A 13882-nucleotide genomic window follows, 5' to 3' on the forward strand; every position below is an offset into this window, starting at 1 on the left:
GAACATCGTCGCGGAGGATCCCGCGCCCCCTTTCCCCACCCCTCGACCGAAGGACCGCCGTGCCCCTGACCGCTGACGTGAAGATCGAGTTGGCGGCGGTGCGCGACCCCCGGCCGACGGCCCGCGTGGCCGAACTGACGGCCCTCCTCCGGTTCTCCGGAGGTCTCCACTCCATCGCCGGACGCGTCGCGGTCGAAGCCGAACTGGAAAGCGAAGCCCTCGCGCGCCGCGTCGCGCGTGAGCTCATGGAGATCTACGGCGTGCGTCCGGAGCTCGCACATGTGCAGGCATCGGGAGGTCGCGCGGGTGGACACTTCGCTGTCCGTGTCATCGAGGGTGGCGAGACGCTCGCCCGCCAGACGGGCCTTCTCGATCAGCGTCGTCGCCCGGTGCGAGGACTCCCCAACCGTCTGACGACCGGCTCCCGCGGTGACCTCGCCGCCATCTGGCGCGGCGCATTCCTCGCTGCCGGCGCGCTCTCGGAACCCGGCCGGTCGGCGGCCCTCGAAATCGCGTGCCCGTCGCCCGAAGCGGCGATGGCGCTCGTCGGAGCGGCGCACCGTCTGGGTATCGCTGCGAAGGCCCGCGAGGTGCGTGGCGCTCCCCGCGTGGTCGTGCGCGACGGTGAAGCGATCCGCGCCGCCCTCGCCGAGATGGGTGCGGCGCGCACCGCGAGTGCGTGGGAAGAGCTGCGCCAGCGACGCGAGGTGCGGGCGGGCGTCAACCGTCTCGTGAACTTCGACGACGCGAACCTGCGGCGATCGGCTCAGGCGGCCGTCGCGGCGTGCGCACGCGTGGAGCGAGCCCTCGAGATCCTCGGCGACGACGTTCCCGACCATCTGCGTGAGGCCGGCGATCTCCGCCTCGCCCATCGCGACGCCAGCCTGGACGAACTGGGTCACCACGCCGACCCCCCGCTGACGAAGGATGCCGTCGCGGGTCGCATCCGCCGCCTCCTCGCCATGGCCGACAAGAAGGCCGCCGTCGACGGCATCCCCGACACCGAGTCCGCGGTGCCCGCAGGTCTCGAGGACTGAGGCGGTTACACCCGCGTCACATGGGGCGCAACCCGGTGCCGACTGGCTCAATCCTCAATAGGATTGAAACAAGCCCAGTCCGACACAGTGTCACCTCGTCGCGCTACGGCGCGGCACGACAGGAAGAAGAGAACATGGCGACCTATACGCTTCCCGAGCTCCCCTACGACTACGCGGCGCTGGAGCCCAGCATCAGCGGCAAGATCATGGAGCTGCACCACTCGAAGCACCACCAGGCGTACGTCACCGGGGCGAACACCGCTCTCGAGCAGCTGGCCGAGGCGCGTGACTCGGGCAACCTCGCGAACGTCAACAAGCTCGAGAAGGACCTCGCGTTCAACCTCGGCGGTCACGTCAACCACTCCATTTTCTGGACCAACCTCGCGCCGGCCGGCAACGGGGGAGGCGGCCAGCCCGAGGGCGAGCTGAAGGCGGCGATCGACGAGTTCTTCGGCAGCTTCGAGAAGTTCCAGGCCCACTTCACCGCGGCCGCGACCGGCATCCAGGGATCCGGTTGGGCTGTGCTGAGCTGGGACCCGATCGGCGCTCAGCTCATCATCCAACAGCTGTTCGACCAGCAGTCGAACACCGCGCAGGGCACCGTTCCGATCTTCCAGCTCGACATGTGGGAGCACGCCTTCTACCTCGACTACCTGAACGTCAAGGCCGACTACGTCAAGGCCGCCTGGAACATCGCCAACTGGGGCAATGTCCAGGCCCGCTTTGACACGGCTCGGGAGAAGACCTCGGGGCTGCTGGTACTGTCATGATCGTCACGGTCGTCGCTTCCTGACGACCTGGCCGGACGCCGTTGTCCATTGTTCGAATCGCAACAACCGCGCACTCGCGCACGACACACTCAGGAGAATTTCCGTGGCTGTCAAGATCGGAATCAACGGCTTCGGCCGCATCGGACGTAACTTCCTTCGCGCCGCGCTGGAGCAGGGTGCGGACCTCGACATCGTGGCGGTGAACGACCTCACCGACAACAAGACGCTCGCGCACCTGCTCAAGTACGACTCCGTCGGCGGCCGCCTGGACGCCGAGGTCTCGTACGATGCGGACTCGATCACCGTGAACGGCAAGTCCATCAAGGTGTTCGAAGAGCGCGACCCCGCGAACCTGCCCTGGGGCGAGCTCGGCGTCGACATCGTCATCGAGTCGACCGGCCGGTTCACCAAGGCGGTCGACGCCAAGAAGCACATCGATGGCGGTGCCAAGAAGGTCATCATCTCGGCTCCCGGCACCGACGTCGACGGCACGTTCGTCATGGGCGTGAACGACGACACGTACGACTCCGAGACGATGCACGTCATCTCCAACGCGTCGTGCACGACCAACTGCCTCGCCCCGCTCGCCAAGGTCTTCAACGACAACTTCGGCATCGAGCGCGGCTTCATGATGACGGCCCACGCCTACACGGCCGACCAGAACCTGCAGGACGGCCCGCACAGCGACCTGCACCGTGCCCGTGCCGCCGCGATCAACATCGTGCCGGCGTCGACCGGTGCGGCCAAGGCCATCGGCCTCGTCCTCCCGGAGCTCAACGGCAAGCTCAGCGGCTCGTCGTACCGTGTCCCCGTCCCCACCGGCTCGATCGTCGACCTGACGATCGTCACGCCGACCGAGGGCCTGACGGTGGAGGTCATCAACGCCGCCTACAAGAAGGCGGCCGAGGAGGGTGAGCTCGTCGGGTTCCTGAAGTACAACGAGGACGCGATCGTCTCCAGCGACATCCAGCTCGACCCGCACTCGTCGGTCTTCGACGCCGGTCTGACCAACGTGAGCGGCAACCTCGTGAAGGTGTCGTCCTGGTACGACAACGAGTGGGGCTACTCCAACCGCCTCGTCGACCTCACCGAGCTCGTCGCCGAAAAGCTCTGAGGTAGACCCGTGGCTCTGCGCACCCTCGATTCGCTGGGTTCGCTGGCCGGAAAACGCGTCATCGTCCGTGTTGACTTCAACGTTCCTCTCAAGGACGGCGTCATCACGGACGATGGTCGTGTCCGGGCAGCTCTCCCGACCCTGAACCATCTGCTCAATCAGGGGGCGCGCGTCATCGCCTGCTCCCACCTCGGCCGTCCCGACGGCGCGCCCGACGCCAAGTACAGCCTCGAGCCCGTCGCGCAGCGGCTGTCCGAGCTTCTCGGTAAGCCCGTCGCGTTCGCGCGCGACACGGTCGGAACCTCGGCGCGCGAGGCGGTGGATGCGCTCGAAGACGGCGACATCGCCGTGATCGAGAACCTCCGCTTCAACGCCGGCGAGACGGCCAAGGACGATGCCGCGCGTCGCGCCTTCGCGGAAGAGCTCGCTGCTCTGGGCGACGCATTGGTCTCCGACGGCTTCGGCGTCGTCCACCGCAAGCAGGCGTCGGTCTACGACCTCGCCGAGCTCCTGCCGTCTGCTGCCGGCTACCTCATCGAGAAGGAGGTCGACGTGCTCGACCGCCTGACCGAGAACCCCGAGCGTCCGTACGCCGTGGTCCTCGGCGGCTCGAAGGTCAGCGACAAGCTGGGCGTCATCGAGCACCTGCTTCCGCGCGCGGACAAGATCCTGGTGGGCGGTGGAATGCTGTTCACGTTCCTCGCAGCGCTCGGCCACAAGGTGGGCAAGAGCCTCCTGGAAGCCGACCAGATCGACACCGTGAAGCGCTACATCGCGACGGCTGAGGAGCGCGGGGTCGAACTGCTGCTCCCGGTCGACGCGGTCATGGCATCCGGGTTCGCCGCAGACGCGGATCACGTGGTGGCGCGCGCGGACGCGCTGGAGGAGACGCCCTTCGGCGCCGACGGCATGGGTCTGGACATCGGTCCCGAGACCGCGACGCTGTTCGCGGACGCCGTTCGCGGCTCGAAGACGGTGTTCTGGAACGGCCCCATGGGAGTGTTCGAGATGCCCGCCTTCGCGGCAGGCACCCGCACCGTCGCCGAGGCTCTCACCCAGGTGGAGGGACTGTCCGTCGTCGGTGGTGGCGACTCGGCCGCGGCCGTGCGTCAGCTCGGCTTCGCGGACGACGCGTTCGGACACATCTCGACGGGTGGCGGTGCCAGCCTCGAGTTCCTGGAAGGCAAGAAGCTCCCCGGATTGGAGATCCTCGGATGGCAGTGACGCGCACACCCCTCATCGCCGGCAACTGGAAGATGAACCTCGACCACCTCCAGGCGGTCGCGTTCGTGCAGAAGCTGCACTGGACACTGAAGGATGCCAAGCACGACGACGACTCGGTGGAGGTGGCAGTCTTCCCGCCCTTCACCGACATCCGCACGGTGCAGACGCTTCTCGACGCGGACAAGATCCCGTTCGAGCTCGGCGCGCAGGACGTCTCGACGCAGGATGCCGGGGCGTACACGGGCGAGGTGTCCGGCGCCTTCCTCAAGAAGCTGGACGTCCACTACGTGATCATCGGCCACTCCGAGCGTCGGGAGTATCACCACGAGACCGACGAGGTCGTGGCCGCCAAGGTCAAGGCTGCGCTGAAGCACGGTCTCGTGCCCGTGATCTGCGTCGGCGAGACCCTCGAACAGCGTGAGGAGTCCGGGCCCACGGCCGTCTCCGTCGCCCAGCTCCGTGCGGCCCTGGAGGGTGTCGCAGCGGACGCCGACATCGTCGTGGCCTACGAGCCGGTCTGGGCCATCGGCACCGGCCAGGTCGCCTCGCCCGAGCAGGCCCAGGAGGTCTGCGTGGCGCTGCGCTCCGTCATCGCCGAAACCCTCGGAGCCGACGCGGCCGAGCGCACGCGCGTGCTGTACGGCGGTTCGGTGAAGTCGGGCAACATCGCGAGCTTCATGCGCGAACCCGACGTCGATGGTGCACTCGTCGGGGGAGCCAGCCTCCTCGCCGACGAGTTCGCCGCGATCATCCGCTACCAGAAGCACGTCGGGGTCTGATCCCGACCACCGGCTGGTGCGGCGCCGTCTCGTGCCGCACCAGCCGGTATACTCGACCCTTGTGCGCCTCCCGTGGGCGCCACGAAAGGCTCTTCGACTGTGGACATCATCGCGCTCGTGCTGCAGGTGCTGCTGGGAATCACCAGCCTCCTGCTGACGCTCCTGATCCTCCTGCACAAGGGCCGCGGCGGTGGCCTCTCCGACATGTTCGGCGGTGGCATGAGCTCCGCGCTCGGTTCCTCCGGTCTCGCGGAACGCAACCTCAACCGCTTCACGATCGTGCTCGCCCTCGTGTGGTTCGTCGCGATCGTCGCCCTCGGGCTCATCACGAAGTTCCAGGGCCTCTGATGGCGACCGGAGGCAACGCGATCCGCGGCACCCGTGTCGGTGCGGGACCGATGGGCGAACAGGACCACGGGCATCACGCTGACCGTGTGGCGGTGTCCTATTGGGACGCTCTCGGTAACGAGACCGTCCGCTACTTCGCGGCGGGTATCGCCGAGGAGGAGATTCCCGAGGTCATCGACTCCCCGCACTCCGGGCTTCCGGCCGGGCGCGACAAGGCGAATCCGCCGGCCGTCGCGAAGACCGAGCCGTACAAGACGCACCTCGCCTATGTGAAGGAGCGTCGCACCGAGGAAGAGGCGGAAGCCCTCCTGGGAGACGCGCTGCAGCAGCTGCGCGAGCGTCGCGGCCAAGACTAAGACTGACGGGTCGCCACCGAACGGTCGAGACGGTGCCGCTCAGAACTCGGGATCGATGAGCTCCGGCGGAACGTGCTGTGCTGCCGCTTCGTCGACGAACAGCATCGTGCGCTTCTGCCCCTTCGCCCCTGCCGCCGGCACACTGTCGTAGCTCGCACCCGCGAGAGCGAGGCCCAACGCCGCCGCCTTGTCGACGCCCGACAGGACCATCCACACGCACCGGGACGAGTTGATCACGGGCCGTGTCAGGGTGATGCGGTCCGCGGGCGGCTTGGGGGAGTCCCGCACGGCCACCACGGAGCGGTCCGTCACCTGGATCTCCGCACGATCGGGGAACAGCGAGGCGATGTGACCGTCGGGCCCGACACCCAGGAAGCAGACCCAGAACGTCGGCCATGCCTGGTCGTCGGTGCCGAAACGAGCGAGTTCGTCGGCGTAGGCCTGCGCGGCGGCATCCAGATCGAGGCCGTCTTCGGATGATGCCATGGCGTGCACGTTCTCCGGGGGCACGGCGATGTGGTCGAGCAGCGCCTGACGCGCGGCACGCTCGTTCCGTTCCTCGTCGTCGCGCGGGACGAACCGCTCGTCACCCCACCAGAAGTGGACCCGTGTCCAGTCGACGTCTTCGCGCCGAGGGTCCGCGCCGGCGGCACGCAGCACGTCGGTGCCGATGTGACCGCCGGTCAACGCAACGTGGCTCGTCTTCCCGGCCGCGCCCCGCCGCACCAAGCGGTCGAGGAAGCGACGTGCAACGGCGGCGGCCAGACTACCGGCATCCGCACTGATGACGACTCGCTTCTCGGTCGAGAACACTGCCATCGTGACTCCTTCGTCGTCTACGCGGTCGGAACGGGGGACTCCCCGGACGACGACTCGGGCGGTCCGAGAAGCTCCCACCCCTCGGTGATCACTCGACCATACAGGAGGTCGGGATCGAGTCTGCGCAGCTCCTCGGCGAGGCACTCCCGCAGGGTTCGGCGCGGGAGGACGATGTCGTGCGACGGCTGACCCGGCTGCGTCAGGGTGGCGTCGATGTCGTTGCTGCGCTCCAGGAGGATATCCCCGGAGGCGCGGGTCAGCCTCACGCGCTGGATGCCGTGCGGCCACTCCTCACGCGGCGCGTAGCGCCAGTCGACGGGCACGTCGAGCTTGAGGCGGAGCCACGCGGCGAGCAGTCCCGTCGAGGGGGAGCTGCCGCTGCCGACGACCTCGACGGCGGTGACGGGTTCGTACGGCGGCTGGTCCAGCACGGCGGCGAGCTGCTCGCGCCAGTGCGTGAGACGCGTCCACGCCAGGTCGGTGTCACCCGGGGCGTGGTGAGGGCCGAGCAGCGACAGCCGGTCCTTCGAGTAGGGCTTCGTCGCGGCATCCGTGATGCGCCGCTGCGCCATGCGGCCGATGGGCGAGGAGGCGGGCTCGGCCGGCGGGTTATCGGGCCACCAGGCCACGACGGGCGCGTCGGGGAGCAGGAGACCCGTGACGAGGCTCTCGTCATTGCTGGCGGCGTCGCCCGAGGCGCGGAGGACGACGACCTCACTCGCGCCGGCATCGCCGCCTACGCGGATCTGCGCGTCGAGCTTAGAGGGGCCCTCCGGTTGCGTCATGAGCACGATCACCCTCATCGGGTGCTCGCGCGACGCGTCGTTGGCCGCTTCGATCGCCTCCTCCTCCAGTCCGTGCGTGGTGACGATCACGAGGGTGAGGACACGGCCGAGAGCGACGGCGCCGCCCTCCTCGCGCACGTTCACGAGCGAGCGGGCGATCTTCGACACAGTGGTGTCGGGCAGGTCGACAATCACGGGCGCCTCCAGACGCGGCCATCGCGGGCCAAGAGTTCATCGGCTGACGAGGGGCCCCAGGAGCCGGGGGAGTACTGTTCGAGCGGCTCGTCGAGGCTCGCCCAGTACTGCTCGATGGGGTCGAGGATGCGCCAGGACAGCTCGACCTCTTCATGACGCGGGAACAGCGGCGGGTCGCCGAGCAGCACGTCGAGGATCAGTCGCTCGTAGGCTTCGGGGCTCGACTCGGTGAACGCGTGGCCGTAGCCGAAGTCCATCGTGACGTCGCGCACCTCGGTCGCCGCACCCGGCACCTTCGACCCGAATCGGATCGTCACGCCCTCGTCGGGCTGCACCCGGATGACGAGCGCATTCTGGCCGAGTTCGGTGGTCTGATTGCGAAGGAACAGGTGTTGCGGAGCGCGCTTGAAGACCACGGCGATCTCGGTGACGCGCCGTCCGAGGCGCTTGCCCGTCCGGAGGTAGAAGGGCACCCCGGACCATCGGCGGGTTGCGATCTCGAGCTTCACCGCCGCGTAGGTCTCCGTCGTCGACGACGGGTTCATCCCGTCCTCGTCGAGGAAGCCGGTGACTTCTTCGCCGCCCTGCCAACCGCCCGCATATTGTCCGCGGGCCGTCGACGTCGCGAGGTCTTCCGGTACGCGGACGGCGGCGAGAACCTTCTCCTTCTCCGCGCGGAGGTGCGTCGCGTCGAGCGAGATCGGCTCCTCCATCGCGGTCAGCGCCAGAAGCTGCAGCAGGTGGTTCTGGATGACGTCGCGGGCGGCACCGATACCGTCGTAGTACCCGGCGCGGCCGCCGACGCCGATGTCTTCGGCCATCGTGATCTGCACGTGGTCGACGTAGTTCGCGTTCCAGATCGGCTCGTACAGCTCGTTCGCGAAGCGCAGCGCGAGGATGTTCTGCACCGTCTCCTTGCCGAGATAGTGATCGATGCGGAAGATCGAGTCGGCGGGGAAGGCGACCTCGAGCGCCGCGTTCAATTCCCGTGCGGTCTGGAGGTCGCTGCCGAACGGCTTCTCGATCACGACGCGGCGCCAGCTGTCCTCGTCGGCCGTGTCGTCGACGAGGCCGGAGTCCTTGAGCTGCCGCGCGACGATCGGGAAGTCCTTGGGCGGGATCGACAGATAGAAGGCGTGGTTGCCCATGGTGCCGCGCTCGGTGTCGAGCCGCTCCACCGTCTCGCGCAGCCGGCGGAACGCATCGGCGTCACCGAACTCGCCCGAGACGAAGCGGATGCCCTGCAGGAGCTGCTTCCAGGTCTCCTCGCGGAACGGGGTGCGTGCGTGCTGCCGCACGGCGTCGTACACCACCTGCGCGAAGTCTTGGTCCTCCCAGTCGCGGCGTGCGAACCCGACGAGGGCGAAGCCCGGCGGGAGAAGGCCACGATTGGCGAGGTCGTACACGGCGGGCATCAGCTTCTTGCGCGACAGGTCTCCCGTCACGCCGAAGATGACCAGGGCGCTCGGTCCGGCGATGCGGTTGAGGCGGCGGTCATCGGGGTCGCGCAGCGGATTGTGGCCGCGCGAGATCTCGACAGTCATCGGATGGGGTGCTTCCTACTGGGCTGCTTCGAACAGCGCGAGGACCTCGACCTGCGGATCGGTCAAGGTCAGGGTGACGACGGGGCGGCCGTGCGCGGCCAGGACCTGCGCGTCGCCGGCGGCCTGGGCGCGGATGAGCTCCCCGAAGGTGAACGGACGACCCGGGATCTCGAGGTCCACGTCGGTGGACTCGAGGATCTGGACGAAGACTCCCTGAGCAGGCCCACCCTTGTGATACTGGCCCGTCGAGTGGAGGAACCGCGGCCCCCAGCCGAAGGTCGTCGGGCGTCCGCTGTCGGCGGCGATGAGCTCTCGCAGACCCGACAGTTGCGGGAGCGTGCCGCGGTCGACGTAAGCCTGCACGGTGACGTAGCCGTCGGCGGGAACGCGCGCCCACAGGGCATCGAACACGCCCTCGAGCGTGCCGGACGCCGCCAGCGCGGGGTCGGTTACGCGCACCTCGACGCCGTCTTGCGTGAAGACGGGTGCGCCCGCGTCGGGCCGCGCGTCGAGGAGGCCACGAGTGGCCTCCTTCGCGGACTCGACGTCGGGCTGGTCGAACGGGTTGATGCCCAGCAGGCGGCCGGCGATGGCCGTCGCGTACTCCCACACGATGAACTGTGCGCCGAGCGAGCCGCTGATGAGGATCTCGTCGGGATTCTGTTCGAGCAGACGGAAGTGCTCCGCGTCGTCGACGATGCGGAGCACCTGGACGTCGTCGGGTGTCTGCTCCACCTCGGGCGAGACGGGCAGGAGGACGACGGGCAGGATGCCGGTGCCTTCCTTCCCGGTCGACTCCGCGACGAGCTGCTCGATCCAGTCCGGGAGGCCGACGATGTGGGTGCCGTCGCTCGCGAGGGCGAGCTTGTCGCGGCGGACGCCCGTGGCATCCGTGCCCGCGATGGCGGCCGCGAGCACGAGAGCCGGGTTGCGGGGGTCGTCGATGGCGACCTCCAGCAGCGTGGCTTCCGCTTCGTCGAGGAGTTCGGCGATGTCGACGCCCGCGAGGCCGGCGGGGACTAGTCCGAAGGCCGTGAGGGCCGAGTACCGGCCGCCGACCGAGGCATCCGCGGTGAACACGCGGTAGCCGGCCTGACGCGCCGAGGCTTCGAGGGGCGAGCCGGGGTCGGTCACGACGACGATGCGCTCCGCGGGGTCGATCCCCAGGTCGCGCCACGCCGCCTCGAACGCTCGGCGTGCCGAGTCGGTCTCGACGGTGGAACCCGACTTGGAGGACACGACCAGCGCGGTCTGGGCGAGACCGCCCGTCGCCGCGTCGCCGTCGATCGCGGCGAGCACCTGGCCGGGCGAGGTCGAGTCGAGGATGACCAGCGGAACGCCGGCGGTCTGGGTGATGACCTCCGGTGCGAGCGAGGACCCTCCCATGCCGGCGAGAACGATGCGGCTCACACCGCGCGCATGCAGCTCCGCGCGGAGCGCCTCGATCTCGCCGACGAGCGGCCGCGAGACGGAGACCGCTTGCACCCAGCCGAGGCGCCGCGACGCCTCGTCCGAGGCCGCAGGGCCCCACAGGTCGGCGTCGCCGGCCGTGATGCCGCTGGCCACGAGGTCATCGACGAGACCGGGCAGCGTCTGTTCGACCAACCGCGCGACGCGCCCCGAGACGTGGATCTCGAAGCTCAACGCGAGCCCTCCGGCGTCGCCGACAGTGCGGCGGAGACGGTGTTCTGGAGGTCGTGCCAGGAGACGATGAACTTCTCGACGCCCTCGTCTTCGAGCACCTGGGTGACGTCGGCGAAGTCGACACCGACCGCCGCGAGGCGATCGAAGACGTCGTGGGCTCCGGCGTAGGCGCCGGTGATGGTGTCGCCGCTGACTACGCCGTGGTCGAACGTCGCCTCGAGGGTCTTCTCGGGCATGGTGTTGACCGTGCCGGGGGCGACGAGCTCGGTGACGTAGAGCGTGTCGGGCAGGGCCGGGTCCTTGACACCCGTCGAGGCCCACAGCGGCCGCTGGACGTTCGCGCCGCGGGCGAGAAGGTCGGTCGCGCGCGCGTCGGCGAAGGCCTTCTCGAACAGCTCGTACGCAAGGCGGGCGTTGGCGACACCGGCGAGGCTCTTGAGCGCGAGGGCGTCGTCGGAGCCGATCGCGACGAGACGCTTGTCCACCTCGGTGTCGACGCGAGACACGAAGAAGGAGGCGACCGAGTGGATGCCGGACAGGTCGATGCCGGCGGCGTCGGCGCGCTCGAGCCCCGCGAGGTAGGCGTCGATGACCTCGGCGTAGCGCTCCAGCGAGAAGATCAGCGTGACGTTGACGGAGATGCCGGCGGCGATGACCTCGGTGATCGCGGGAAGGCCCGCCTTCGTCGCGGGGATCTTGATGAGCGCGTTCTCGCGGGCGACCGTCTCCCACAGCTTCTTCGCCTCGGTGACCGTCGCCTCGGTGTCGTGAGCGAGGTCGGGGGAGACCTCGATCGACACGCGTCCGTCGACGCCGTTCGTCGCGTCGTACACGGGACGGAAGATGTCGGCGGCGTTGCGCACGTCGTCGGTCGTCAGGGCGAAGATCGCGGCATCCGCGTCGGCGCCCTGCGCGGCGAGTTCCTCGAGGGCCGACTGGTAGGAGTCGTCCTCCTTGTTGCCGATCGCCGCCTGGAAGATCGACGGGTTGGTCGTCACACCCGAGACCGTGCGGCTCTCGATCAGCTCGGCGAGGTTGCCGGACGTGATGCGCGAGCGCGACAGGTCGTCGAGCCAGATGCTGACGCCGGCGTCGGACAGCTGCTGCGTGGGCGTGGTCATGCGTTCTCCTTGACAGTTGCGCGAGCCGCGCCGACAGTCTCCCGAGCTGCCGCGACGACCGCTTCGGCGGTGACGCCGAACTTCTCGAACAGGGTCTTGTAGTCGGCGGATGCGCCGAAGTGATCGATGCCGACCGAGCGACCGCGGTCGCCGACGATGCTGCGCCACAGGGGCGTCGCGCCGGCTTCGACGGAGACGCGGGCGGTCACGGCGGCGGGAAGCACCGACTCGCGGTACGCGTCGTCCTGCTCCGCGAACCACTCGAGCGACGGGGCCGAGACCACGCGCGCGTCGATGCCCTCGGCGGCGAGGGTCTCGCGGGCGGAGACGGCCAGTTGGACCTCGGAGCCCGTCGCGATGAGGATCACGTCGGGTGTGCCGCTGGCGGCATCCACGAGCACGTAGGCACCCTTCGCGACGCCGTCGACCGTGGCGAAGCCGCCTTCACCGCGGGGGAACACGGGGATGTTCTGGCGCGTGAGGGCGATGCCCACGGGGCCGCCGCTCGTGCGGCGCACGATCTCCAGCCAGGCGGCGGAGGTCTCGTTCGCATCGGCGGGCCGGACGACCGTGAAGTTCGGGATCAGCCGCAGCGTGGCGAGCTGCTCGATCGGCTGGTGGGTCGGACCGTCCTCACCGAGGGCGACGGAGTCGTGCGTCCAGACGAAGATCGACGGGATGTCCATGAGTGCGGCCAAGCGCACGGCAGGACGCATGTAGTCGCTGAAGATCAGGAACGTGCCGCCGAACGGGCGGGTGGGCCCGTGGAGCTTGATGCCGTTGACGATGGCGCCCATGGCGTGCTCGCGGATACCGAAGTGCAGCACGCGCCCGTAGGGGTCGCCCGACCATTCGTGCGTCGACCACTCGGCGGGGATGAAGCTCTTGGCGTCCTTGATCGTCGTGAGGTTCGACTCGGCGAGGTCTGCCGACCCGCCCCACAGCTCGGGGAGCTGCGCGGCGAGGGCGTTGATGACCTGACCGGACGCCGCACGCGTGGACACCTCCTTGCCCGACTCGAAGACGGGCGCCGACAGGTCGTCGGGAAGCTCCGCGGCCTCGAGACGGTCGAGCAGCGCCTTACGCTCGGGGTTCGCCGCGGCCCACGCGTCGAACGACGCCTGCCACGTCGTGCGAGCCTCGGCGGCGCGCTCTGCGAGTGCGCGGGTGTGGGCGATGACGTCGTCGGCGACCGCGAAGGTCTGTTCCGGATCGAAGCCGAGGACCTTCTTCGTGGCGGCCAGTTCGTCGGCGCCGAGCGCGGACCCGTGGATCTTGCCCGTGTTCTGCTTGCCGGGCGAGGGCCACCCGATGATCGTCTTCAAGATGATGAGGGAGGGCTTGTCGGTGACGCCCTGGGCAGCCTCGATGGCCGAGTGGAGTTCGGCGACGTCCTCGACGTACTCGCCAGAGCGCTTCCAGTCGACCGTCTGCACGTGCCAGCCGTACGCCTCGTACCGCTTCTGGACGTCCTCCGTGAACGCGACGTTGGTGTCGTCCTCGATCGAGATCTGGTTGGAGTCGTAGATGGCGATGAGGTTGCCGAGCTGCTGATGACCGGCGAGCGATCCGGCCTCGCTCGTGACACCCTCCTGGAGGTCGCCGTCACCGGCGATGACATAGACGAAGTGGTCGAACGGGCTCTCGCCCGCGGCCGCCTCGGGATCGAAGAGTCCGCGCTCGTAGCGGGCGGCGTAGGCGAAACCCACCGCCGACGCCAGGCCCTGACCGAGCGGGCCCGTCGTGATCTCGACGCCCTTGGTGTGGCCGTACTCGGGGTGACCCGGCGTGAGCGAGCCCCATGTGCGGAGCGCCTTCAGGTCATCGAGCTCGAGCCCGAATCCGCCCAGGTAGAGCTGGACGTACTGCGTGAGCGAGGAGTGGCCGGCCGACAGGATGAAGCGGTCGCGCCCCAGCCAGTCGACGTCCGTCGGATCGTGACGAAGCACTCGCTGGTAGAGGAGATAGGCCGCCGGTGCCAGGCTCATCGCGGTGCCGGGGTGGCCGTTGCCGACCTTCTCCACGGCATCCGCGGCCAGCACACGAGCGGTGTCCACCGCGCGCCGATCGATCTCGTCCCACAGCAGCTCTGACACACTTCGCCTTTCGTCGTGGCACGTGCGCGACCCATCGGAGCCTCAGAAGG

General features: G+C 68.8%; 13 protein-coding genes. 7 read left to right on the top strand and 6 right to left on the bottom strand.

Going from position 1 to position 13882, the window contains the following annotated elements; translation table 11 throughout:
- The first annotated feature begins 59 nt into the window (after positions 1-59).
- The 7 genes from whiA to P0Y48_03085 all read left to right on the top strand — a co-directional run bounded on the left by whiA (position 60) and on the right by P0Y48_03085 (position 5628).
- Positions 60-1037, top strand: coding sequence for a DNA-binding protein WhiA (gene whiA, locus P0Y48_03055; protein WEK14205.1), 978 nt, complete (start codon positions 60-62; stop codon positions 1035-1037).
- A gap of 134 nt (positions 1038-1171) precedes the next feature.
- Positions 1172-1807, top strand: coding sequence for a superoxide dismutase (locus P0Y48_03060; protein ID WEK14206.1), 636 nt, complete (start codon positions 1172-1174; stop codon positions 1805-1807).
- 103 nt (positions 1808-1910) lie between these two features.
- On the top strand, positions 1911-2921 hold the full coding sequence (gene gap / locus P0Y48_03065; protein ID WEK14207.1) for a type I glyceraldehyde-3-phosphate dehydrogenase: 1011 nt from the start codon (positions 1911-1913) through the stop codon (positions 2919-2921).
- A gap of 9 nt (positions 2922-2930) precedes the next feature.
- A complete protein-coding gene (locus tag P0Y48_03070) occupies positions 2931-4145 on the top strand; it encodes a phosphoglycerate kinase (GenBank protein WEK14208.1) in 1215 nt (404 codons plus the stop codon).
- A complete protein-coding gene (tpiA, locus tag P0Y48_03075) occupies positions 4136-4924 on the top strand; it encodes a triose-phosphate isomerase (protein ID WEK14209.1) in 789 nt (262 codons plus the stop codon). The genes P0Y48_03070 and tpiA overlap by 10 nt, the downstream gene beginning before the upstream one ends.
- A 99-nt stretch (positions 4925-5023) precedes the next feature.
- Complete coding sequence (gene secG / locus P0Y48_03080) at positions 5024-5272, top strand: preprotein translocase subunit SecG (GenBank protein WEK14210.1); 249 nt, start codon at positions 5024-5026, stop codon at positions 5270-5272.
- Positions 5272-5628 carry an RNA polymerase-binding protein RbpA gene (locus P0Y48_03085; protein ID WEK14211.1) on the top strand — a complete coding sequence of 119 codons (357 nt, stop codon included), beginning with the start codon at positions 5272-5274 and terminating at the stop codon, positions 5626-5628. The genes secG and P0Y48_03085 overlap by 1 nt, the downstream gene beginning before the upstream one ends.
- Before the next feature lie 39 nt (positions 5629-5667).
- Here the strand turns inward: P0Y48_03085 and pgl are convergent, their stop codons facing one another.
- The 6 genes from pgl to tkt are packed head-to-tail and all read right to left on the bottom strand — an operon-like array spanning position 5668 to position 13832.
- On the bottom strand, positions 5668-6447 hold the full coding sequence (gene pgl / locus P0Y48_03090; protein ID WEK14212.1) for a 6-phosphogluconolactonase: 780 nt from the start codon (positions 6445-6447) through the stop codon (positions 5668-5670).
- A gap of 17 nt (positions 6448-6464) precedes the next feature.
- The gene (locus P0Y48_03095; GenBank protein WEK14213.1) at positions 6465-7427 is read right to left on the bottom strand and encodes a glucose-6-phosphate dehydrogenase assembly protein OpcA; all 963 of its coding nucleotides are present in this window, start codon (positions 7425-7427) and stop codon (positions 6465-6467) included.
- Positions 7424-8971: a glucose-6-phosphate dehydrogenase gene (gene zwf, locus P0Y48_03100; GenBank protein WEK14214.1), complete on the bottom strand. Its 1548-nt coding sequence runs from the start codon at positions 8969-8971 to the stop codon at positions 7424-7426. Before zwf ends, P0Y48_03095 begins: the two co-directional genes overlap by 4 nt.
- Before the next feature lie 15 nt (positions 8972-8986).
- Complete coding sequence (locus P0Y48_03105) at positions 8987-10615, bottom strand: glucose-6-phosphate isomerase (GenBank protein ID WEK14215.1); 1629 nt, start codon at positions 10613-10615, stop codon at positions 8987-8989.
- Positions 10612-11736: a transaldolase gene (gene tal, locus P0Y48_03110; protein ID WEK14216.1), complete on the bottom strand. Its 1125-nt coding sequence runs from the start codon at positions 11734-11736 to the stop codon at positions 10612-10614. Before tal ends, P0Y48_03105 begins: the two co-directional genes overlap by 4 nt.
- Positions 11733-13832: a transketolase gene (tkt, locus tag P0Y48_03115; GenBank protein WEK14217.1), complete on the bottom strand. Its 2100-nt coding sequence runs from the start codon at positions 13830-13832 to the stop codon at positions 11733-11735. The genes tal and tkt overlap by 4 nt, the downstream gene beginning before the upstream one ends.
- Between the last annotated feature and the right edge of the window lie 50 nt (positions 13833-13882).

This window comes from Candidatus Microbacterium phytovorans, assembly GCA_029202445.1.
Classification (GTDB): Bacteria; Actinomycetota; Actinomycetes; order Actinomycetales; family Microbacteriaceae; genus Microbacterium; species Microbacterium phytovorans.

Bases quoted from the DNA above. Each gene is read 5' to 3' on its own strand.
- tpiA (WEK14209.1), top strand. From the start codon at position 4,136: ATGGCAGTGACGCGCACACCCCTCATCGCCGGCAACTGGAAGATGAAC.
- pgl (WEK14212.1), bottom strand. From the start codon at position 6,447: ATGGCAGTGTTCTCGACCGAGAAGCGAGTCGTCATCAGTGCGGATGCC.
- zwf (WEK14214.1), bottom strand. From the start codon at position 8,971: ATGACTGTCGAGATCTCGCGCGGCCACAATCCGCTGCGCGACCCCGAT.
- P0Y48_03060 (WEK14206.1), top strand. From the start codon at position 1,172: ATGGCGACCTATACGCTTCCCGAGCTCCCCTACGACTACGCGGCGCTG.
- tal (WEK14216.1), bottom strand. From the start codon at position 11,736: ATGACCACGCCCACGCAGCAGCTGTCCGACGCCGGCGTCAGCATCTGG.
- P0Y48_03085 (WEK14211.1), top strand. From the start codon at position 5,272: ATGGCGACCGGAGGCAACGCGATCCGCGGCACCCGTGTCGGTGCGGGA.